Origin of the sequence: Chryseobacterium sp. KCF3-3, from assembly GCF_045865955.1 — a bacterium.
In the GTDB taxonomy this organism is placed as follows: domain Bacteria; phylum Bacteroidota; class Bacteroidia; order Flavobacteriales; family Weeksellaceae; genus Chryseobacterium.
Genome location: NZ_AP035792.1, coordinates 5,366,623 through 5,389,625 on the forward strand (window position 1 = coordinate 5,366,623; position 23,003 = coordinate 5,389,625).

Consider the following 23,003-nt stretch of genomic DNA (forward strand, 5'->3'; position numbering starts at 1 on the left):
AGATTACAGATTCCACCATTTTGCAGTAGAACATACGCTTGGACAAGGTGTTGTCATATCATAGACATAATCTCCATTATCATAATTTACAATATCATTATCATCTTCATCCACTCCTACCATCAAAAACTTAAATTCGCCTTCATTCGTGATGGCATTGTATCCACGATATCTCGCAAATCCTTTGTCTTTAATGAAAATATCATGAATGTCCTTTGCAGGGATGAGATGAGCCCTTATCGACATTCCATCAACACCTTTTCTGTTTTGCCAATTTGCGATCCATGTTTTAGCATCATCGAATGAGATTGCATGTTTTGGTAATTCCATAGTTTTTCTTGTTTTAAATTATATAATAGGTTTAGAATAAAGTCACTGTAGCTACACATTACAAGTTATGAAAAAAACTAACCATACCGTGAAATAATTTCATTTTAATTAACATAATATTCATTTTTCAAAATTATAATAATAACAAACACCAAAACTGCGTATTTCTACGCATTTTTCAATTCGGCATTTAATACGCTGTTATCACTTTGTATTTCTCGGTTACTTTGTGGTATCCTTTACAGGAAAATCTCATGAGCATATCAACAGTACAGGAAGCTTATGATCTTCTTTAAACATTAAAAATCTGTATCATGAAAAAAAATATCTTTTTTGTAATTCTTGCTTTCATAAGCAGTATTACAACGATCAATGCACAGATCACCACTGTAACTTTTGAAACTTCAACTGGTGGCAGTACAAGCTTTACCAGCAATGGATATACATTCAATATTGTTTCACAGGCCGGAACTTTTAGAATTCAAAGTAATTATCCGAACACCGGCTGGAACGGAACAGCCAATGATAATGTCTACATAGATAATACAGGAACAACCAATATCAATGCTCCTGCTTTCAGTGTTAAAACCAGTTCCCCATTCACCGTATCCAAGTTTTGGGTCTTCCTGAGTAATACTGCTTTAAACCAGTCTACCTCATCAGGAACGCTTATCATTACCGGAAAATTAGCAGGAGTTACAAAGTTTACCACTACAAAAACTTCAGGTTTTAATACAACATTCAATGCAACAATGGGAACAACAGGCATTAACAACGGATTTACCCTGATTGATCTTGCTACTTTAAATAATCAGAATAACAGCAATACTACCATTGATGAACTTCAGCTGCAATCCACCGGAGGATACGTCTATATGTGCCTGGATGCATTTACATGGACAAAAATTTCCACGCTGGGAACTTCAGAAAATTCACTCAAAAGCAAAGGGAATATTTATCCAAATCCAACTACTGGTATCTTCTATATGGATGATCTGAAGAAAAATGATAAGGTTTCATTATATGACCAGTCTGGAAAAATTATAAAATCTGCAGCCGCTGAAAAAGATAAAAATAAGTTTGATATAAGCGAACTCCCGGATGGTATTTATCTCATCACAACAGCATCAGGAAGCTACAAAATCATTAAAAAGAAATAAAAGCAATACAACCAGTAAATAGTAAAAAGAGGCTGTCCAAAAAGTTTGGGCAGTCTCAATTTTTTGTTGAAAGAAAGTGTCTGCGGGGCTTCTTATCCCGATTTATTTTTCATGCAGGAGTTTTTAGATCTGTTATAATTTATAAACCTAACAGGTTTTAAAAACCTGTTAGGTTTAATTTATAAAAGCAATACAACCAGTAAATAGTAAAAAAAACCGACAGCTAGCTGTCGGTTTTTGAGTATTTTGAATTCCAATATCGATCTTATGGATGTTGCTGCATTTTTGCAGGATCGTCATAGTTTACCATCCAGTTGATTCCGAATTTATCACTAAACATTCCGAAATAAGCTCCCCAGAAGGTATCAGCCATTGGCATTGTTACCTGCCCGCCTGCAGAAAGACCACCGAATAATTTGTCTGCTTCTTCTTTAGATTCAGCGTTCACAGAAATAGAGAAGTTGTTTCCTGCTTTGAAGTTGGAAGACCACTCTCCTCCTGTATCGCTTCCCATCAAAATCGTTTCTTTCGAGATCGGAAGAGAAACATGCATGATTTTGTTTTTGTCTTCTTCAGGTGTTTCTTTTCCTTCCATTGGAGGCATCTCTCCAAATGTTCCGATGTAAGGATATTCTCCCCCGAAAACAGATTTATAAAAATCGAATGCTTCTCTGCAGTTTCCGTTGAATGTCAGGTAAACGTTTACTGTTGCCATAATTGTTTTGTTTTTTTAAGTTGAGGTTATTTTATTGAGGTTTTTCAGATAAGGTTTTTAATCTTGAAAGTCCTTTCTGATAATCTTTTCCAACAGCTTTCTCCATATTCATAAACAGTTTCATCAAAGTAAACGGATAAGGAATCTCTGATGTGAATCCCCATGTTGCCTTGCTTCCGTTTCCTTCCGGAACTACTGTTACATAAGCATTTGCTTCACTTTCATAAGGCGTGAGAAATTTGATTTTTGTATCTATTCTTTTACCTGTTTCATCTACTTTTTCTAATTCCTGACAACCTTTTCCTGCCTGTTTATTTTTACTGTCCCAGCAAACTTTTTCTCCGGGTTGGCCGGTTGTTCCTGTCCAGTCTTTTTTCATAACCGGATCAAGATCATTCCAAGGACTCCATTGATCCATTGCCTTGAGGGTATTGGTATTTTTCCACACTCTTTCTACCGGAGCATTGATAGAAATCGACTTTTCATATTTACAGTCTCCCGAAATAAAAGCAGCCCAAACCAACAAGATGATTAGTAATATGGTTAAAAGTAAAAAAATGCGTTTAAATGTTCTCATCATACATGTGTTTTTAATTATTATCTGTGTTGATCTATAAGAATCATATTTCCATCAGGGTCTTTCAGATAGATATGCTCAGGGCCGGAAGTGGTTTCATCGGCTTCTTTTCCGATTTCTATTCCACTTTCTTTTAACTTTCTCTGAATTTCACGCACATCGTCAAAAGATTCCAGATTCTGTGCATTTTCATCCCATCCCGGATTGAAAGTAAGCATATTCCCATCAAACATCGCCTGAAAAAGTCCGATAAGAGTAGACCCGTTTTTCATGATCAGGTAATTTTGTGCTTCTGTTCCTGCCATAGTGGTGAACCCAAGTTTCTCATAAAAGTCTTTGGATTTCTGAAGATCTTTTACACTTAAACTGATTGAAAAAGCTCCTAATTTCATATTTTTTTTGTTTTTAAAGCAAGTTTATGTCCTACGAAAACCAATCCCCAAACCAGAATTCCTAAAATCCAGAACCAGATTGGAGAAGGTAAAGATGCCATCATGTAAATGGTCATCAGTAAAAAAATAATTCCACAGATTGCAGCAGCTGTATATTTCCCATTATTTGAGATTTTTGAGGCTACAAAACCTGAAACAATTGCTGCCAAGGCATACGCAATGATAATAAAAAACAGAGCCATAAAAGGAGCCTGTTCTACATACACTTTCAAAGCCTCCATATCTCCGGCCTCTGCCTGTGCAGGTGGCGGGCACAAAGCATGCCCTATCTTTTCCACCACAGTAATACAAACGGATCCTGTGATAAGACCAACCAATACCGCTAATATTCTTCTCAGCATGGCTATTGGTTTTTCAATTGAGTTTTAAACTCCAGAGTTCCGTCATAACTTTTCCAGTCTCCTATAAACTCAATAGATTGTCCTTCAATTTTTTCCGTCTTTCTATTCCACTTGAAGTTATAGACAAACTTTCCTTTGAAAAGTCCCGAATGTTTTCCTTTATTCTCTTCTGCCAGCTCATATTCTCCGTATACTGTTCCCTGTTTTTTGGAATCCTTATATTTTGAAATGGTAATTTTCCCTTCAAATTTTGCATAACTGGTATCCACAAGAGAATATCCTGAAACAAAATATTCCTGATCATTCTTTTTATTCTGCTCAGAAATATTGATTTTCAGTTTTAGTTCCTGGCCTTTGTTTCCAATAGTCCCTATATAAGGTTTACTATTGTTCAGCCAGGTATTTGAGATATCCGGCATCTGCCCTAATGCAAAATTGGCGGTCAGAATGAGGAGTAATAAAAATTTTTTCATAGGGTGTGTTTTTTAAACGCCAAATTGTGCAAGATGGTGGTTCAGATGTTTGGCAAACATATTATTCCATTCCTGGGAATTCAGTTTTCCGAAAGAAAAAGATTCTTTACCATCGAACGCATCTGCGCCTAACTGTTGTGTCTTTTGAATGAACCCGATCAGTCTTGTTTTTTCTTCGTGAAAATTCTTTCTGGTGGTAATCAAAAACTGTGGAGCGGTAGGAGAATCTCTTGGATATGCTTTTTCTCCCACTACTTTAGGTTTTACGAAAGTTTTTAGTATAAATTTTGCAATCGCTCCCGGCTTTTTGTGTTTTTCCGGCTCATAGATCATTTCATAGGTAATACAACAGTGTGCCAGCATTTGGTCTACCGTCATTTTCCCCCACAAACCGTGAGTATCTTCTACCAATCTGTTGATTCTATCTATATAGTTTTGAGCATCTTTTGCATCAAATACATTTTCCATATAATTTCTATTTTACTATGGACAAATATATCAGTTTTTTTGTTTGATTTTATTGTTGTTTGAAAAAATTGAGCGTGGATAGTTTCGGGATTCGAGTTACGGGGTTGCGAGTTGTTAATGATGAGTTTATGATAGGTAGAGTCTGGGTAAAAGAGAATGATTTCTTCACTACTATTTTGAATTGTTTAGCACAAATGCTGAAGTTAAGTAAGTCCATATAACATCGATAGGGAACTAATAAACAAATTAACCATCCATAACAAACTACTCAATCTCCTCAGAAGTATTCTCAACCTCAATTTCCTGTGGCGTGGATTTTTTGAAAATAAACCAAAGTTTGATCTTTAAAGCAATCCAGCCGATAATAGCATATATTACTAAAAGGATACTTAGATGTTTCAGATATGGGAATGTAAGTTCTACCGAACCCTTTTGAATTAATAAAATTTTGAAAGCCTGTAAGAAAGGAGTCAAAGGAATAATATTCGCAATAAACTGTACGAAAGCAGGCATTGCGCTCAAAGGCCATGTAAATCCACTGATAATGAATGCCGGTGAAGCAATTACCATCAGGATTTGTGTCGCTTTTAAAGCATCCGGAATCAGAATACTGATGAATACTCCCAGAAATGAAGCTGACCCCACAAAAACGGCTGTGAGGAGGATAAAATTAAGAATTCCTTCCGGCATCGGAACCCTGAAAATCATATGCATAAAGTAATAAATACCTACAATGAGAATAGAAAACACCCAGATTGGAATCACTTTTATCAACATGGTTGGGAAAGCCCATTTTTTCATTTTGAGATATTCTTTTACAAAAGATCCTCTTTCAAATTCGGCAGCAAAACTTACCGCCATTGCTAATAAGATTACCTGTTGCAATACCACTGCCAGCATTGCCGGCCACATAAAGATCAGATAGTTTCCGGTAGTATTGAAAAGGGTAATATAATTGGCTTTGAAAGGTTCATATTGTGTTGCAGCTTTTGCAGCGGGCATTCCTGCTTTCTGAAGAGCTTTGATGGAAGCTCCGGCAGAAAATGTTCCTATGGTCAGCTGAAGCGCTTTGGATGCGAAATTAGCTGTTAAAACGTTCCCAGTATTGATATAAACATTGAGCTCCGGGTATTTTTTCTGAAGCATATCTCCTTCAAATCTTGATGGAATAATTACGACAGCCGCAGCCTCATGCCGGATCACCTCATCTTTGATACTTAAAGGTTCCTGCAGATATCTGATAATTTTGATGCTTTTATTATCATCCAGCATTTCCGTCAGTTGGTTGGATAAAGGCGTATTGTCTCTATCTACAACCAAAACAGGAGTATTTTCAACTTTTCCGCTTTTGTAGACAAACCCCAGCAAGGTAGCATAGAAGACCGGTGCCAAAAAGAACACCGTCCTTAAGGTAGAATTGCCGATAAAAAGTTTGAACTCACGTTTCAAAAGACGGAAAAATTCTTTCATCTGTATATTTTTATATGTTGAAGAACAAAATGAAATTCCATTGAAACTTCATCTGTCCTATTTCAATTTATTTCAGGATTACATTCGCATTGACCAGAATACTTTTAGCCTTATTCATGTCTTTAGGCTTTACTTTAATCTCATAGATCGCATCCTGTAACTGGTAATCAGGATAAGCCGTGGTAATATCAGCATACTTTGTCAACTGCTTAATGTATACGATATTTCCTGTCAGGTTTTCTTTGTTATACACCACCTGCATGGTTACCTCCTGCCCTTTTTTGTATTTTGAAATAGCACTTTCCGGGATGGTAAATCTGAAATACGTACTCTCCGGAATATACCCGTTGAACAGTGCGAAACCAGCGGTTGCCAATTCACCCGTATTTAAGCTGATGGTCTCAATTTCCATATCGTTGGTAGCAATGATATATCTTTCGGAATAGGCTACATTAGCTTCCTGCAAAGCTCCTTTAGCTTGTGATGCCTGCCCTGCCGCCATTTCTATTTTTTCGAAACGAGTTCCTCTGTTTACATCATCCAATTCTGCCACTACAGCATCATACTGAGCTTTTGCGCCTTGTAATTTTGCATAGATTTCGTCATGAGCCTGTGGAGACATTAAGCTGTCGCGAAACATATTGTTGGCTCTTTTATAAGATTTCTGGGCAAATTCATATTGTTCTTTCAATCCTTTATATTTGGCCTGAAGTTGTTTTAGCTGATCGGGTGTCGCTCCATTTTTGGCCATTTGTTCCTGAGCTGAAGCAGCACTTACCGCACCTTGTGCCTGTGCAATTTTTGCAGAAACTTCAGGGACGTCAAGCTGAGCCAGCGTATCTCCTTTTTTCACAGTCTGACCTTCAGAAACATATATTTTGAGAATCCTTCCGGTAACTTTAGGAGCAAAAGAGATGACATCTTTTTTGGTTTTTCCTTCAGGTTCTTTGATTTTTTCATTTTTTTTGTCACAGCTCCCCAAGAAAAACAGAGCAGCGAAGAGTATAGATATATTTTTATGCATCATTTAAATTTTTAAGGGATTAAATAAAATTTGGTGATATCCAGCTCCTGGGTAGACCTCATCAGTTCTATTCCCGCTCTTCTCTGGTTGAAAATGGCATTCTGATATTCCAGTTCTGAAGCTTCAAGATCATTTTCTGCATCAATAAGCTGTGAAGATTTGCTCATTCCGTATCTGAATTCTTTTTCTGCCTGTACGAGTGCATTTTTTGCCAGTTCTTTTTCTTTGGCTTTCAAGGTGATCTGTGCAGAAGCTATATCATAATTGGTTTGATTATTAGCCAGATTCAAGGTCAGTTTTTTCAGCGCATCTTCTTTCTGGTTCTGTAATACTTCTTTTCCAACTTTAGCCGTTTCTTCAGCATGTTTTCCATCTTTACCATCGAAAATTTCCCATTTAAAACCTACGCCTGCGGTTATCAATGGAAATACGTTGATATTATTGGGTCTCCAGTCCAGCTTTTTCCCTTCATATCCAAGTATGGGAACTGCCGGGATTACATTTTCCGAAGACTTTATTCTGTTCCCGTACAAACCAATATAATAGGCAGAAGCCATCAGCTGTACTTTAGGAATCATCCACGTTTTTTCTGCTTTTATTTTATAGTCTGCAGCACTGATCCCATGTTCCAGTGCACGGATTTCTGCTCTTTGCTCTATTCCTTTTTCTGCAGCCAGCAATTCTACAGGAGATAATACAGGATCAATCATTCTGAGCCTGTCTCTTTGAATCCCTGTCAAAATATAAAGCTGGGTAAGAAGCAGTTCTTTTTTCCCTTCATATTCTACCATTTTGGCATCTAAAGTAGCTTGGGCAAGTTCAATTTTCTTATGATCGTAAGGCGTTATTAAACCATAACCAAGTGCTTTATCGGCTGTTTTTCGATTAATATCAAGTCTTTTTTTACTTTCATCCAGAACCTTTTTAGACTGATGAATGAGAGCTAGCTGGTCATATGCTTTAGAAATAGTAGCAATCACCTCATCTTTTGTTTTCTCCAGAAGGATATCTTCAGACTTTTTCTTTTCTTCTACCGCTTTTTTCATGTACTTTACCTTTCCTCCTGAATACAGAAGCATCTTGGCATCTGCCTTGGCAATACCTGAAAATCCGGATACATTGAAATTATTGTTGAAAGTCCCTTCAGGAATATTGATAAAGGGAGCCAGATTGAATTCTGGTGACGTCAGTCTTGCTGTTCCGTTGAGATAGCCGGCTTTACCACTTAGTTCCAAAGTTGGAAGAAAGATATCTTTGAGTTTGTGTTCGTCAAGATCGGTAAGTTTGTTTTGGGTAATCTGCATTTTGAGGTTCGAATCCCGAACCATAGCACTATCCAGAAGTTCTTTAAAATCTGGCGCAGACTGTGCCCAGCCAAAAGCAGGGAAAGCAAAAAAACTAAACGTAAAAATCAATAAATTGTTTTTCATGGTTTATGTTTATAACAAATATAATGCAAAAATTGTTAAAATCCTTAAAGATAATTCTACAATACAGTGAATTTAAAGTAAGTTTAAAATATGTTTAAGTTTAAAACCCTACAAAATAAAGTTTTGGGCAAAGCGTTTAAATGTTAATTAAAAACGAAAAAACTTTGAAAAAACATTTAACTCTACTTTTATCACACTCTTTTTGTTTTATTTTTTTGAGGAAAGAAAGGGGTAAAATGACATTTAATCTTAAAAACAGCTAAATATTTTTATTCTTGATTTTGAAATTTGGATTCCTGCGGAATGACAAACTGGGTGGATAAATTTTGAGAATAAAAACATTCCTTCATCTTAAATCACAATATTCTATTTAACAAAAAAATTATATTTTGAAACAAATTCTCATCATATTCTTCTTTTTACTCTCCATTTTTTCCATGGCACAAGATCAGGAGGTCTGCAAGTGTGAAGCTTTAAAAAAGGCCAAGCATAGTTTAAATAACCCATATTCTTATAATTATAAAATAACCAGAAAACAAGCACTTAAACGTCCTTTTAAGTTCATATCTATTCAATATTTAAAAAAATTTTCAAAATCTGAAAGTATAATAGATTCTTTGGAAACAAAAATGGCTTCCGCAGAAAGTAACGCAGCCCCCGATAGCCTCTTAGGACATTATAAACTAAGAGACTCTATTAGAAATACAGAATTTGCCAAACAATATGGAAATATTCCGTGGCCTTTAATCGTTAAAACGGGTCGGTTTAATAACATCATTGCTATACTTTATCAGAATGATTCTTCTTTTAATGCGAAATACTATCTGAGAATTTCAGTGGACAATGGAAAGACCTGGAACAATTATTATACTGGAATGGAAAAGAATAATAATTATTTTTTTAAAAACAATTCTCAATTTTCATTGTGGAAAGACAGCCATCATTTACAGATTGAAGCAGACATTGTGAGAATGACAAGACCGCTCACTTTTCCACATGGTGAAGCTGAATATGAGGTACTAAGAAGAAATGCACTGGTTATTATTAATATTAATGAGATCATGAAAGATTCTGATGATGATGGGCTTAATGATCTTGAAGAAAAAATGGAACTTTTTACCGATCCTTTATCAAAAGATACCGATAACGATGGAGTTCCGGACTCTGAGGACAATAATCCAAAATACAAAACGATAGACAATGATTTTACAAAAGCATTATTAGCCGCTTTATATGGAGAATACGATCTCATTGATAATCCTGATCCATTAACCATTGAGTTTATTGTGAATTTAAAAACATTTAAAGAAGACTTTGCTTCACAGATGGAAAGATATAACTCTACTTCAAATAATAAAAAGAGCTTCATTGATATGCTACAATATAATGTTATTGTAACGAATGACGAAAATCTAAGAAGAACAGATACTTTAGGTAAAAAAATAATTTTTCTTACTTCAAAAGAGTTTTCCAAATACATCCAACAAAGCTTTAACAATATATATGCTCATTTTTATAGCAAACTTTTCACATGTGATGATAAAAAAGATACTTACATTTTAATCCATAATGGGGTTTCTAGAGGTGAAACTTATGTTATAACAAGAATTCCTGAAGGTTGGAATATTAAAGTAATTAATCATTGGATGACATGACAAATCATTTTTTATCATATTATCTCTATCCTACTTTTGGAAAGCTGGATGCCTGAGGAATGACAAACAGAGTGGATAGGCTTGGGGAATGAATAGTCTGCTCAATCAACAAAATCTGCGAGAGATCATATTCAATAGCGACGGACTTTAGTCCGTTTAATAAGAACAAAATTTTCAACGGCTTTAGCCAAAACTTAAAGCCATTGAGAAATGGATACATTATCATCTTCTTTTTTTATTTTGATTCTGAATTTTGGAAGCGGGATTCCTGCGGAACAAGAAACAGAGTGTAATAAATAATCTACTCTCTGTAAAATTGAGTGTAAGTTTAGGCTAAAGGAATCTAAATCATTTAATTAAATGGGCTAAAGCCCATTTCTATTGAATAAAATTGGACTTATTCTCTTTATATTTTAAATTTTGGAAAGCTGGATTCCTCCGGAATGACAAACAGAGTGGATAGGCTTGGGGAATGAATAATCTGCTCAATCAGCAAAATCTGCGAGAATAATATTCAATTATAAACGAAAACTCCCCACATCGCTGTGAGGAGTTTTCTGTATAATTATAATAAGCTGATTTATTTTTGAACTGCTTTTTTCATGCCAGCATCAGGACGTAAAATTCTGTAACGAACTTCAATATCTTTCGGTACGTAGAATACCAATGGAAGTTTACTGTTATATCTTACAATTTCAGGTTTTAAAGTCACAAACTTTTTAGTCTGTTTTTTATCCAGACAGCCCATCAGTGTTCCTGCTGTTTCCCCTTTAGATTCTACTTCATAATAGTTGTATCCCCATCCCTGAAGATCCTGAGTTTTCATTTCTCCCATCAGGAAATAGTTGTTACAGTCTAACATTTTTTCAGCTCCTACAAAAAGTTCAACTTTCAAATCGTTTTCATTTTTTGCTACGGGAAGCTGAATATATACTTGCTTATATCCTTCTTTTGCTTTTGGGAACATTTCAATCTGTAGTTTTTCAAACTTCTCTGCTTTTTTTTGTGCAAAAGCATTTACTCCAGCCATTAATACTAATCCTGTGATTAAAGTTTTAGAAAATTTCATCTTTTAATAATTTTTTTAATTGCTACTATCTTAATTCCAAAAATCATTCCAAAATTAAACAATTGTTTGATTTTTCGATTTAATTCTATTTTTATTAAAAATCCGGAAATAAAAAACTGCAGTAAAAAATTTACTACAGTTTTCTATGTTGATCAGTTACTCTGAAATTGTTACATTACTTCCTTTTGTATGCGCATTCATCTGTGGTGCGTAATAATTCTGCATCGTTGTAATTCCGTTGGAGAATTTTCCTGATGCATTGGAGACCACATCGTATTCAAATACATATTTTCCTTTCGGCATATATTGAATATAGAAATTGGTAGAGGCATCTTTGGTTGACTGATAATATCCCAGATTATTTTTCCATTGATATCCGGATAATACATCTACAGGCTCAAATCCTGCTGCACGCATATCTTTAATATGAATAAACTCCATGGCTCTGTCTGTGTTCAGAATCATTCTTACGGTTACTTTATCTCCTACTTTCAACGGAGTTTCAGAAGAGATTTTCTGAAGTTCCTCCCCGTTTACAGTTTTCACTTTTTTATAAAGCTCTTTCGTTACAGAAATATAGTTTTCTGAAGATTTGATTTTATCAAGATCTTCATAATATTGCCAGAACAATCCTCCCTGAACAATTCCAGGACCAGGTTTCGTTACAGTTACAGTGGCTAAGTTTTTATCTATAGCTTCTGGTTTCACTGTCGACTTCACGTAGCCTGTAGCTTGTGTCTGAGGAGTTAATTCTTTTCCACCCCAAACAATCGTTGCTTTATCACTTTCTGCTCCCGTCCATGATTTTCCTGAATTCAAAATCGTAAAGATCACCTCAGCTGTTCCTCTTGAGCTTCCCCATGAGTTAACTTCCTTCTGAGTTACCAACCAGATTTTCATGTCTTCAATAAAGTTTTGGTCGTTAGATTGTAACGTATTGAAAGCTTCCAATGCTCCGGCATGATTGACTACTTTTGAGCCAAACCATCCCCAATCATTCAGATTTTGTTTCCAATAGACACCCTGAGTTTTGGTATCTGTAGAAGTTTCCTTAAGATAAGTCATCAACTTAGCAGACACATCTTTCAGACCATAATCGTTCATTAATAATGCAGCACGATGAAGTCCGAAGAATGTAAAGTCGGTGATTTTAGCTGTCTTTGCCTTTTGTTTCACCAATGTTTTCAAGGTAGCTCCTTTTCCTTTCAATGGATATTGTTTTTCCCAGTAGTTTCTGGTATCAAGATAATCCATTGTCCAGTTATTCCAGACATTTCCTTTTTTCGCATCAAAATATTTATTCACCTCATTATCTACATACTGGATCAATTTAGCAACAAGTACTTTTTGATCTGCATCTTGATAATCTTTCACATTATCTTTTAACCAGGAATTGATTTTTCCTAAGTTTTTAAGGATATACAATGACGTTCCGTAAGAACTTGGGTAACCAGGATACCATGAGAATCCGCCATCAGGATTCTGTAGTTTTTTGAAATCATCCCAATCCTGATTGATAGAATTTTTCATTGTATTAACGTCAAATAGCAATGCTAATTTCTGCATTTGCTCGCCTTCATTTTTACTTTCCAATACCCACGGAGTTTCTTCCAATAACAACTGCTTCAACTCCTGATTTTTCTCAAGATTTGAGTTCAATAATCCTTTGTTCTGATATTCTTCAAAAACTGTTTTCATTTTCGGGTTGGCTTTGAAAATTTCTGAGGCCAGCACGTCTGCAAACCATTTATTAAAGATAACATCCGCAGAATTGTTCTGATCGTTTTTCAGACCTGGAAGTGCAAACATGATCTCCCAGATCGGATTGGTTGTCAGTTCTAACGTATTGGAAACATTAGAAGCTGTTGTAGATGTATTATTTTTAAGATTATCCAGTACAAATGTTTTGGTTTCTCCTTCTTTGACAAAAACCGGAACAGCATCTGTTACCAGCATTCTGTTAGGCAATACCGCTACAGCCTGTTGCTCTCCATCGGAATAAGCTCCAGCTTTCGCAACCACTTTGAAGATAATTGAGGAAACATTGTCCGGAACTTTCAACTTCCATGTTAATGCATTGCTTCCGTTTTCATTTAAGCTGAAGTTTTGTATCCCTGAAGTGATTCCGAATTTCGAAGAAATATTTTCATTGGTGAAGGCATCTAAAATCTGTAATTCCGCAGAACCACTCAGTTTTTTATCTGTAAGGTTTGACAGTTTCGACTGCAGATTCAGTTCATCACCTTCTCTCAGGAATCTCGGATAGTTTGGCGTTACTGAGAATTCTTTCTGTGTTACCACTTCTTTTTCCAAGGTAGCCGCTCTTGCATCCTGAGTGTGGGCAAGGAACATCAGTTTCCATTTTGTCAGTGCTTCCGGAGAAGTGAATTCGAAACTTACATTCCCTTCTGCATCTGTTTTCAGATCCGGATAGAAAAATGCCGTTTCATTCAGGTTTTGACGTACAGCTACTTTATCCAAGGCTTCTTCATTTGCAGCTCCTTTTCCTGCATCCATGTTCGGGGCTTTTAAAGGTCCAGGAACAGTATTCTGTATCACCTCAATTCTATCTTCTGCAACGGCAGCTCTTGCGGTTTTAAATTTTGCACCTGCAATTGGTGACGGAGGAGATGCATAAGCCGGAGCTTTCACTCCTTCCTGATTGCTAAATCCTACTATAGTTTCCCTTGAAATTGAATAATAATTCCCATCAAACCAATTAAACTGAGGAACAGTTATATATCTGTCTTCGAAATATCTTAGTCTCTTCTGATAGTTTTGCTGCTGAAGATAATTTCTGATTCCATAAGAAGTAACAATTACAAATGGCGTATATAGTTTTCTCCAGCTGTACGTGTTTTTAGCAAACTGATCCAAAGACATATCATACATATTCGCTAATACCTCTGCATTGATCTTTTCCTTGTCATTTCCGGTTACTTTTACCGTCCATTTTTCTTTAGCATTAGGTTCAAGTTTATCTCTGAAGGTTACCGTTTCAATTTTTAAAGGTTTTTCTGTATCCTTTATTTTTAAGGAAACAGATTCTGTATTCACATCATTAAATGCCACCAGCTGAAACTGAAGATTCAGATCTGAGACACTTTTATCTTTAGGAATTTCAGCCGTATATTCTAATATTCCATTTTTCAACTGATGAACTTCTGAAATGGTTTTTCCAGATCCGTCCTGCACAAAAACATTGATTAAAGCATCAGGAACAGCGGAGTAAATATACACTTTTGCTTTTTCTCCTCTTGATAATTCTTCTTTCGGAGCAATAACCGTAAGGAATGTTTTCTGAGTTGGTTTTAAAGCTGTTTTATCCCAAACACTGAAATACTGTGAAGTTTTGATGGTGTCTTTTTCTTCTATATTGAAAAGTTCAAGTTCATAATCTCCTGTTTCCAATTTTCCTAAGTCTAAGTTAGTTGAAAGCTGAGCATTATCAGCGGATGGTTGCTGTTGCCTTTCAACCAATACTTTTTCTGTTTTCCAGTTCTTGATCTCGTCATTTTTATCAAAAAGATCGTGTGGGAACTTGCTTATGAATTCTTCTTTTGAATATTTAGGCAGATTCTGAACATCAGACTTGAAATTTTCTCTGAAAATCCTATCCGGAGCAGCTAGTTTTGATAGCTTAACCTGATATGACTTTTTAAGATTCTGATCATTATAATTCTTGGTTTCTACCTTCAGTTTCACATTTTCATCTGTAAAAATATTGCTGATGTTTTCTGCCTGAATATAATGAGAAACCGACGCTACTTTTAATTGAGTATCGGCAGTCTGCGTTTCTCCATTGATATCTGTAACAGAAGCATTGATGGCATAATTATCAATTTGTATCCCTTCCAGCTTTTCATCTTTTTTAAGTTCCAGATGAATGGTAAACTCTCCTTTTTCATTGGTTTTTGCTTCGCCTAAAATTGAATTTTCATTATCATCATTCTGTGGATACCAGTTGAAATATCTCCATCTGATATTTTGTTTTTTGATTTCATAATTCACTGTAGTATTGCTCAGCGGAACTCCCGAGAACATCACAGCTTTTCCTTTCAAATCAATAGTCTGGCCATACTTATACTCTTCTTTTACCGGATCAAAGGTTACTTCAAATTTCGGTCTTTTGTATTCTTCTACCCTGAAATTTTTATATCCAGCACTTTCCCCTTCTATTCTCAGGTAAAAATTACCATTCAGTTTTCCTTTTGGAAGAATGAAACTCCCATGATAAGAACCGAATTCATTGGTAGTAAAATCCTGTGAAGAAACCTCTTCGCTATTGATGTTCAATAACGTGATTTTTTGTTTTAATCCTGAAAGAACAGTTTCAACTTCCTTATTGATTCTGGTGTTGATCACCTTGAAATAAACAGTCTGTCCGGGACGGTAAATTCCTCTATCGATAAAAATCTGTGCTGTTGAACGGGTTTGTTTATTAGGATTATAATCTTCAGCATAACCTCTGTTTCCGTACACCTGCATGATCTGGAAATCATTTGTTTTAGGCTGTTGGATCAGGAATGTTCTGTAATATTCTTTGCTATCTGTAGCAGGAAGCTTAAATACTCCGCTGGCATTGGTTGTTCCCTCAATTTTAGTTAATGTTTTATTGGAAACAAATTCATAAGATCGAAGACCTTCATTGGCTAAAGGTTTACCATTCTCGCTATTTACGAGTTTCAACTCATCGGAAAGAGGACTTCTATCCGTTTTATTCTGATAAATGATTCTGTTTCCTGAAACCAGAAAATATAAATTCTGTCTGGAGTCTGTATCTTTCATATCCGCTCCAGCAACTGTAAATTCAGCAACATACACTCCCGAAGGAAGCGGTTTTACCTCCAAAGAAGTTTTGTGACTCTGATAATCTTTAGGATCCGGAAGCTGGAATGTTTCCTTCCTTACCAGATTCTTTTTTAGTTTGTTAAAAGTATCGGAATAAGAATCCTGAACATATCGAATTAACGAAGTAAAATCGTCTTTCACTTCATAAATATTCAGAGTAAATTCTGATACGTTCTGATACTGTGCTACAAAGTGAATCGGCAGATTATTCTGCGTCTGTGCTTCATATTTTAAAGTCAGATACGGATTGACAATCTGTGCTTCTTTGCTTTTAATATTCTCCAGAAAAAGAGATTTTGGGTATTCACTTTTAGCTTGTGCCGCTAATGCAAGAGCTTCTTTAGGCTTCTTCTGATTAGTAAGTTCATCCATCACATCTCCCATAATCATCACTTTATAATCTCCTTCTATATTCGATTTCAAAAGATTCTGAAGCTGTTGAAGTTTATCCTTACAATGATTGAAGTTACAGTTTTCCGTAAGCTTTTCTTTCATGAAATACAGTTTGGGATTCCCTGTATTCTGTTCGATCAGTTCATCATAAATTGCATTGATTGTTGTATGATTTTCGGTCAATTCATTTTTGGTGAAAATATTGTTTTCAGATAAAAACGCTATTTTCTTCACTGCATACCAATCCGATAATTTCGGGAAATAAACAAGGTCACCTGCTTCTGAAAAGATATCTTTATACTTTTCCAGAGAGATCTTTTTCATTTCAGGTTTTTCTTTATCAAGTTCCTGGAAGTTTTTCGTCAGATAATTTTTGAAATCAAGTTTACTCCAGGTTTCAATCTGTGAAACATCCTGTGAATTGATATTGGTTCTTCCGTTTATTTTCCATGAGTTCTGGTTGTAATAATCCATGAAAAAGCCATTCATTAAAACTTTGTACACCAGCTTTCCGTCTCCGTTTATTTTACCTTCTGCATCTTTAATTTTTTTGAAAAACTGAGAAGCAGCATCATTCTGATCATCGTCAACGGTTTGGTTTACAATACTGAATTCCGCTTTCAGAGAGCGGATCAGCTCGAAGGCATTATTTTCTTTCATGGCTTGTTTTTGTATGTCTAAAATAATGGGAAGATTAGATTTATAAGCTCCTTTCACACTGTTATCAGCCACTTTTTTCCATTGGGTATCGTAATATTTCTGTGCGGATACCGTTGAAAAGCTTAGCATTACAAGCAAAAGCAGAAAAATCTTGGAAAATCTTTTCATATATATTAATTTTGATAAATGAACATCTTAAAAATACTGAAAAAAACCGTCATAGACAGCCAGATTTATGTCTCTCTTATGGGAACTCTTTTTGCAGTATTTTTCATGAAAGAGCAAAACACATTCCGTTTCCCTACTTTTGCACTTATTTTCATCACTTATTTCAGTGGTTATCTGTATACTAAATATCAATATACCAGGTATTTTTTTAAAATATTGATCATCAACGCCATTGCAGGAATCATCTGTGCTTTTTTAATCATTCATAATCATAATGAAATAAGACTTCTGAAATGGTTTATCATTGTCGTGCTGGGATTGCTCTACAACAGTTTTTTTCTCGATGTTTATATCCGAAAAATTCCTTTACTGAAAGTCTTCTACGTAGGATTAGTGTGGGCATTGGTCAACTGCTGGCTTACCCTTCCTGAATTCAGCATACCTATTTTTCTGATCAGCTTTTTCTTTATCACTGCACTTGTACTTCCCTTTGATATCCGGGATATGAACAGTGATACTGTAAAGACTTTTCCTATGCTGATAGGGGTAGAAAACACTAAATATATTGCCTACGCACTTGTTTTCATCAGTAATATCATTGGAATCTTCTATCTTGAATTATCTTACGCCATATCTTTTTTTATGGCCAGCATTGTAACTTATATTCTCATCTACTTCTCTGATAATAAAAGAGATGACGCTTATTTCTCATTCGGGGTGGAAACTTGTTCGGCACTTCCTTTTTTATTTTTAGTAATAATGGAGTATTTTTGACGAATGATTATCAAGAAGCTTTCCCTCTACAATTTCAAAAACCATTCCGAGAAAAAATTTGAATTTTCCCCGCAGATCAACTGTTTCGTGGGAAATAATGGCGTGGGAAAGACCAATATTCTGGATGCTTTGCATTATTTATCAGTAGGAAAAAGCTTTCTGGGAAATACGGACCTTAACAATATTAAACAAGAGGAAGACTTTTTTACCATTGATGCTGAAATTCAGAATGAAGATAGTGAAGATATCATCAGAATCACTCAGCCTAAAGAAGCTAAAAAGGTGATCAAGAAGAATGATAAAAGCTACGACAGGCTTGCAGATCATATTGGATACCTGCCAAGTGTTATGATTTCACCTTACGATTCTAATCTTATTTCGGATTCCGGAGAAAGCAGACGTAAATTTTTGGATGCGATGATCTCTCAAACGGATTCCGAATATCTTTTTGACCTCATCCAATATCAGAAAACCATTCAACAGCGAAATGCGTTACTGAAATATTTTGCCAAGAACAGAACCTGGGACAAAGATTCTCTGGAAATTTATGATGAGCCTATCACCAGATTTGGAACGAAAATCTTTAAGAAAAGAAAAGAGTTTGTAGAGCAACTCAATCCGATTGTTCAGAATTTCTACCAAATTATTTCCGGTGGAAAAGAAACCGTATCAGTGATTTACGAATCTCATTTGCTGGAAGATTCTTTTGAAAATCTTTTAAAAGAAAACCTTGAGAGAGACCGAATGCTTACTTACACGTCAAAAGGAATTCATAAAGATGATCTTCTTTTTGAAATGGATGATGTATTAATCAAGAAAATCGGATCGCAGGGACAACAGAAATCTTTCCTGATTTCTTTAAAACTGGCTCAGATGAGTCTTGTAAAAGAACTCACCAAAAAGACGCCTATCCTATTGCTTGATGATATTTTTGATAAGCTTGATGATACCAGAGTTTCCCAATTGATTGAACTTGTCAACAAAGAAAGTTTTGGACAGATTTTCATTACCGATACCCATAGGGAAAGAACTGAAAGTGTAGTGAAAAAGATTAATGAGGAAAGTATAATTTTTGAAGTTTAGTAAGAGGTTCGGGATGCGAGGTACGAGGTAAAATGCGGGTAACTAAGTGTAGGTCTAGATAAAAAGTAAAAAACTAATATTCTTTATCATCGAACTGTTTTTTGTCTTACCTTAAGATCCTAAAACACAAATGATATGAGTTATAGAAATCTGGACATTTATAAAAAAGCTTTTGATTTATTTCTAAAAACCCACAAAGCGTCTCATCTTCTTCCTAAATACGAACTGTTCGAACTGGGTAGTCAATTAAGAAGATCTTCAGACTCAGTCATTACAAATATTGTTGAAGGCTATGGAAGATCAACTTATAAAAATGATTACATTCGCTTCCTGATTTACAGCCATGCAAGTAATGATGAAACAATTAATCATCTGGAAAAAATTATCATATTATACCCTAATTTTTCCTCAGAATTTGAGACATTAAGAAATGAATACAACACATTAGGAGGAAAGATCAACATCTATAAAAAATGGGTCATAGAAAATTGGAATAAAAAGGAATAACAATAATTAATAATCACAAACCAAATAAAAACCCGAAACCGAAATCACGCATCCCGAACCCCGAACCCCAATTATGAAGAAGAAAAAACGTGAATATCAATCCTCTGAACTGGTAAAATCTTTTGCCAGAATTTATGGTTTTGAACATAAACTAGTTGCTTTTGACATTAAAGATTTCCTTGAAGAATATCTTGATGAAAGTCTTTTCAATGAAATCAGAAGTGTCAATATAGAAAACGAATGTATCATAATCAAAATTGATTCTCCTCTACTGAAGCATGATTTTAAAATGCGGAAAAGCTTTTACCTCAAGAAGTTTCAGGATAAATTTGGAATAGAGAAATTCAACGATCTTCAAATTTTATAAGAATATAAACATTAAATGCAAGTAAAATAATTCACCAACATTGAAATTATATTGAATTCATCAGATTTAATATGTATCTTTAGTACTCATTAATAACTCATTTTTACTATGAAAAAGATACTTAAATCAAAAAAATTATCAAGAGAAACGTTAAAGGCAACTCAAGGTGCGGGACAAATGGTTTGTTGCGCTGTAAGCTGTGGAGATCTTAGTCAATGTATTTTTTGGGAGCAGCTTCCTGCAGAATGCCCAGAGCTTCCATACTGTCTTTAATAGCTATAACAATAGAAAAATGCTACCCTCGGGTAGCATTTTTTATTTTTATTAATGTTCTTCTGATTTATTGGAAATAGTACTGCTCATCAAATCATCTGCTTTTTTGTCCAGACCAGAGCTTAGTGGTAAGAAGAATTTCAGCGGATGTTTTGTAAAGTATCTGAAAATCTCTTTATAGATCTCACTTACCTGTCCGAAATTCATTTTTCTTGACCTGAATGCCAGGAACATCGACAAACTGAAGCTTACCAGGAAGTTGAAGAAACCAATCAGAAATACCGTTACAAAAGACATCCAGAATGTATAGGAATCTACAGAGAAATCTTTTCCATATAACCCTAAAGCAAAGTTTCCGGCTGCAAAGGTAATGTGTCTGATATCCAGATCCAGTCCGAAAAACATTCCGACCGGAGCTGTGGCCCCAAGGAAAACCCCAAACCAGAAATTGGAAATGATTCCAGGCCAGTTTTTAGCATAATATTTCGAAAGTCCTTTTGCGAATTTCTTTCCGAAAAAGTTTCTGATTGATAAATTTTTGGCAATTCTCTCCGGTATCTGATAAAACACAGAATTGTTCCCGATATTCCCTGAAATAATCCCTGAAATAAAAAGGTAGAATCCGGCAATACTTGCATGCAGAATAGCTTTTGATTTGAAAGGATCAAGGTCTTTTAATAATTTATCTGAACGTTCTACGGCTAGATTTTGTGAGAAAAACACATCTAATCCGTAAATAATGGCAAGAGCTACCGGAAAGGCAAGCAATACATTCCCTACAAAGGCAATGAACTGGCTCCTGAATAATTTAGATACCAAATGGGCAAATTCCGTATTATTTCTTTGGGCATTTCCTTCTTCTGATAATACTTTTGTCATCGTGGCGGCAGTCATAGCCGGCTGTTTTGTAGCCAGTGTAAAACCCATCAGATAAATCATCACAAACCCCATCGCATAATTCATTGAATACAGAAAGGCGTGTGAAAAATCACTTCCCGGGATGTATCCATAGAGCATTTTCAGAACACAAAGGGCTCCTACGATAATACCACCACCACTCGCTTTGTAGAACATGGTCATATATTCCTTACGGGTAGAAGTAATATAATGAGTTCCGGTTTCTGCAGTGTGGTTGGTAATAAGGTGTGAGATCAACCTCGTACTGTCGTTGATGAGATCTGAAATATTATTTTTATGAGATTTATAGCTCAGAATATTAAAAATCAACTGCTTAGATTTTATCTGAATATCTTCATCACTATCAATAACCAATAGCTGAACGATTTCATATATTCTTTCAGTCTGCTGACGGATTTTTAACAGGGATTGATTAATCTTCCCAGAAATACCATATTTGGCTGAATTTTTAAAAGCAATATTCACAAACTCCTGGCATTGTTCTGCGTAGATTTTGATCTGCTTATATCGGCTGTCTTTTGAATGCAGTTGTAATTCAGGATCTTTAACCAGATCATCAGCCAATGTTTCCAGCTCATTCTGAAGAGCCAAAAACGGATTGTCTAAATTTCTGTATTGAGGGGCCATTCTTACCACTTCCACTTCCATCGCCATTCCTGTTACCCTCCAGGACAGGATGTTCATAGAGAAAATAAGTTCTTTTTTAACGTTAGGACGGATAATAAAATCCGAAGCTCCCAACATATTAAAAAATTCATTGATCTCATTTTCAGGAAGGTTATGCAGATATTTTAAATCTTTCTTCGGCCTCATACTGACGTTATCGATCATGTACCATACCGTATTTTCGTTTTCAACGGGTGGCAGAACCTTGTTCAGTATTCTTTTTTTAAGTTCCGGAAAGAAGGCATTTTCTGAAAGAATATTTGCTTCTGTCAGTGAAAGATTGAAAGGTCTTCCCCTAAAAATATTGTGGATATAATATTTAAAGTTCTCAGCAAAATTAGGATTGCTTCTGAAAAAATTGAGCACATCTGTAAAGTCAGCCTCTTTTATCGTCTCTAAAAACTCTGCAAATGGTTCTAAAGAAAGAGTTTCGTTCTTAAAAGAAAAGTATTTTTTAAGAACTGACTCAAAATTTGTGCTGGAATTAAAGAATTTCATTAGTACAAAGATACTATTTCAAACTCACATTCCTCATCTGTCTCATGATCCAATTATGTTTCTTCCTTAAATATGGGGATGGATTCTTAGGATCATACTTCTTTGGATTGGGCAATACAGCGGCAATCCAGGCTGCATCTGAGGTACTTAAATCTTTGGATGATTTTCCAAAATAATATTGAGCAGCAGCCTCTACACCAAATACACCCTGTCCCATTTCTATGGAATTCAGGTATCTTTCCAGGATAATATCTTTAGTCCATACTTTTTCGATGATGAAAGTATACACCGCTTCCAGTCCTTTTCTCACCCAGCTTCTGCCCTGCCAAAGAAACACATTCTTCGCTGTTTGTTGGGAAATAGTACTTCCTCCTCTTATTTTTTTGCCTTTCTCATTATATTTCATGGCTTTTTCGATTGCTGTATAATCGAAGCCGTCATGATCAAAGAACTTCTGATCTTCAGAAGCAATTACGGCTTTTTTCACATTACTTCCCATTTCGTCATAGGAAATGTAATCTCTATGCAGTTTTCCATATTCAAAAAGTCCTCCTATCTGAGTAAGAGTAATTGGCGGATTAAAAAATCGGCCCCAGATGATAAAAACTACATTCAAAACAAGAATGATGAAGATAAGCTGTTTAATTTTTTTCCACATAACTTGATAAAAAGGAAAGGCAA

Annotated in this window: 22 protein-coding genes; 7 read left to right on the forward strand and 15 right to left on the reverse strand. The window is 35.3% G+C overall.

Features of this window, described 5'->3' with window-relative positions; translation table 11 throughout:
- Nucleotides 1–3: 3 nt before the first annotated feature.
- Complete coding sequence (locus ACKTTZ_RS23935) at nt 4–330, reverse strand: hypothetical protein (protein WP_034699624.1); 327 nt, start codon at nt 328–330, stop codon at nt 4–6.
- A gap of 314 nt (nt 331–644) precedes the next feature.
- Here ACKTTZ_RS23935 and ACKTTZ_RS23940 point away from each other — a divergent pair, with 314 nt between their 5' ends.
- Nucleotides 645–1,490 carry a T9SS type A sorting domain-containing protein gene (locus ACKTTZ_RS23940; protein WP_051934622.1) on the forward strand — a complete coding sequence of 282 codons (846 nt, stop codon included), beginning with the start codon at nt 645–647 and terminating at the stop codon, nt 1,488–1,490.
- Between the two features lie 265 nt (nt 1,491–1,755).
- Here the strand turns inward: ACKTTZ_RS23940 and ACKTTZ_RS23945 are convergent, their stop codons facing one another.
- From ACKTTZ_RS23945 to ACKTTZ_RS23985, 9 genes are all read right to left on the reverse strand, one after another.
- Nucleotides 1,756–2,205 carry a VOC family protein gene (locus tag ACKTTZ_RS23945; protein WP_034699621.1) on the reverse strand — a complete coding sequence of 150 codons (450 nt, stop codon included), beginning with the start codon at nt 2,203–2,205 and terminating at the stop codon, nt 1,756–1,758.
- Nucleotides 2,206–2,236: 31 nt separating this feature from the next.
- Nucleotides 2,237–2,785, reverse strand: a complete 549-nt coding sequence (locus ACKTTZ_RS23950) for an SRPBCC family protein (protein ID WP_253318078.1) — start codon at nt 2,783–2,785, stop codon at nt 2,237–2,239.
- A gap of 17 nt (nt 2,786–2,802) precedes the next feature.
- A complete protein-coding gene (locus ACKTTZ_RS23955) occupies nt 2,803–3,174 on the reverse strand; it encodes a VOC family protein (protein ID WP_034699619.1) in 372 nt (123 codons plus the stop codon).
- The gene (locus ACKTTZ_RS23960; protein WP_407846792.1) at nt 3,171–3,575 is read right to left on the reverse strand and encodes a hypothetical protein; all 405 of its coding nucleotides are present in this window, start codon (nt 3,573–3,575) and stop codon (nt 3,171–3,173) included. Before ACKTTZ_RS23960 ends, ACKTTZ_RS23955 begins: the two co-directional genes overlap by 4 nt.
- Before the next feature lie 2 nt (nt 3,576–3,577).
- The gene (locus tag ACKTTZ_RS23965; RefSeq protein ID WP_034699614.1) at nt 3,578–4,048 is read right to left on the reverse strand and encodes a hypothetical protein; all 471 of its coding nucleotides are present in this window, start codon (nt 4,046–4,048) and stop codon (nt 3,578–3,580) included.
- Nucleotides 4,049–4,060: 12 nt separating this feature from the next.
- Nucleotides 4,061–4,516 carry a DUF1569 domain-containing protein gene (locus ACKTTZ_RS23970; RefSeq protein WP_034699611.1) on the reverse strand — a complete coding sequence of 152 codons (456 nt, stop codon included), beginning with the start codon at nt 4,514–4,516 and terminating at the stop codon, nt 4,061–4,063.
- A gap of 264 nt (nt 4,517–4,780) precedes the next feature.
- A complete protein-coding gene (locus tag ACKTTZ_RS23975) occupies nt 4,781–5,986 on the reverse strand; it encodes an ABC transporter permease (RefSeq protein WP_034699609.1) in 1,206 nt (401 codons plus the stop codon).
- A 67-nt stretch (nt 5,987–6,053) separates the two neighbouring features.
- The gene (locus tag ACKTTZ_RS23980) at nt 6,054–7,010 is read right to left on the reverse strand and encodes an HlyD family secretion protein (protein ID WP_034699607.1); all 957 of its coding nucleotides are present in this window, start codon (nt 7,008–7,010) and stop codon (nt 6,054–6,056) included.
- Between the two features lie 11 nt (nt 7,011–7,021).
- Nucleotides 7,022–8,440: a TolC family protein gene (locus ACKTTZ_RS23985; protein ID WP_407846793.1), complete on the reverse strand. Its 1,419-nt coding sequence runs from the start codon at nt 8,438–8,440 to the stop codon at nt 7,022–7,024.
- Between the two features lie 617 nt (nt 8,441–9,057).
- Here ACKTTZ_RS23985 and ACKTTZ_RS23990 point away from each other — a divergent pair.
- Entirely contained in the window at nt 9,058–10,095 is a 1,038-nt protein-coding gene (locus ACKTTZ_RS23990; RefSeq protein ID WP_407846794.1) for a hypothetical protein, read from the forward strand.
- Nucleotides 10,096–10,120: 25 nt separating this feature from the next.
- Here ACKTTZ_RS23990 and ACKTTZ_RS23995 read toward each other — a convergent pair whose 3' ends face one another.
- From ACKTTZ_RS23995 to ACKTTZ_RS24005, 3 genes are all read right to left on the reverse strand, one after another.
- The gene (locus tag ACKTTZ_RS23995) at nt 10,121–10,321 is read right to left on the reverse strand and encodes a hypothetical protein (RefSeq protein ID WP_407846795.1); all 201 of its coding nucleotides are present in this window, start codon (nt 10,319–10,321) and stop codon (nt 10,121–10,123) included.
- A gap of 354 nt (nt 10,322–10,675) precedes the next feature.
- The gene (gene eco / locus ACKTTZ_RS24000; protein WP_079242249.1) at nt 10,676–11,164 is read right to left on the reverse strand and encodes a serine protease inhibitor ecotin; all 489 of its coding nucleotides are present in this window, start codon (nt 11,162–11,164) and stop codon (nt 10,676–10,678) included.
- Nucleotides 11,165–11,320: 156 nt separating this feature from the next.
- Complete coding sequence (locus ACKTTZ_RS24005; RefSeq protein ID WP_407846796.1) at nt 11,321–17,236, reverse strand: alpha-2-macroglobulin family protein; 5,916 nt, start codon at nt 17,234–17,236, stop codon at nt 11,321–11,323.
- Between the two features lie 18 nt (nt 17,237–17,254).
- Between ACKTTZ_RS24005 and ACKTTZ_RS24010 the strand changes: the two genes are divergently transcribed.
- The 5 genes from ACKTTZ_RS24010 (at nt 17,255) to ACKTTZ_RS24030 (ending at nt 20,240) form a co-directional block, all read left to right on the forward strand.
- Nucleotides 17,255–18,010, forward strand: a complete 756-nt coding sequence (locus tag ACKTTZ_RS24010) for a hypothetical protein (RefSeq protein ID WP_034699593.1) — start codon at nt 17,255–17,257, stop codon at nt 18,008–18,010.
- Nucleotides 18,011–18,013: 3 nt separating this feature from the next.
- Complete coding sequence (gene recF / locus ACKTTZ_RS24015) at nt 18,014–19,093, forward strand: DNA replication/repair protein RecF (protein ID WP_407846797.1); 1,080 nt, start codon at nt 18,014–18,016, stop codon at nt 19,091–19,093.
- Between the two features lie 135 nt (nt 19,094–19,228).
- Nucleotides 19,229–19,600, forward strand: coding sequence for a four helix bundle protein (locus tag ACKTTZ_RS24020; protein WP_034699577.1), 372 nt, complete (start codon nt 19,229–19,231; stop codon nt 19,598–19,600).
- A gap of 73 nt (nt 19,601–19,673) precedes the next feature.
- Nucleotides 19,674–19,967 (forward strand): hypothetical protein, encoded by a 294-nt coding sequence (locus ACKTTZ_RS24025; protein ID WP_034699575.1) that lies wholly within the window; start codon nt 19,674–19,676, stop codon nt 19,965–19,967.
- 108 nt (nt 19,968–20,075) lie between these two features.
- Complete coding sequence (locus ACKTTZ_RS24030) at nt 20,076–20,240, forward strand: hypothetical protein (RefSeq protein ID WP_156106591.1); 165 nt, start codon at nt 20,076–20,078, stop codon at nt 20,238–20,240.
- A gap of 51 nt (nt 20,241–20,291) precedes the next feature.
- On the opposite strand, the gene ACKTTZ_RS24035 is transcribed toward ACKTTZ_RS24030, so the two are convergent.
- Nucleotides 20,292–22,322 carry a recombinase gene (locus ACKTTZ_RS24035; protein ID WP_034699573.1) on the reverse strand — a complete coding sequence of 677 codons (2,031 nt, stop codon included), beginning with the start codon at nt 22,320–22,322 and terminating at the stop codon, nt 20,292–20,294.
- A 13-nt stretch (nt 22,323–22,335) separates the two neighbouring features.
- Nucleotides 22,336–22,980, reverse strand: a complete 645-nt coding sequence (gene mtgA, locus ACKTTZ_RS24040) for a monofunctional biosynthetic peptidoglycan transglycosylase (protein WP_034699571.1) — start codon at nt 22,978–22,980, stop codon at nt 22,336–22,338.
- Nucleotides 22,981–23,003: the final 23 nt, after the last annotated feature.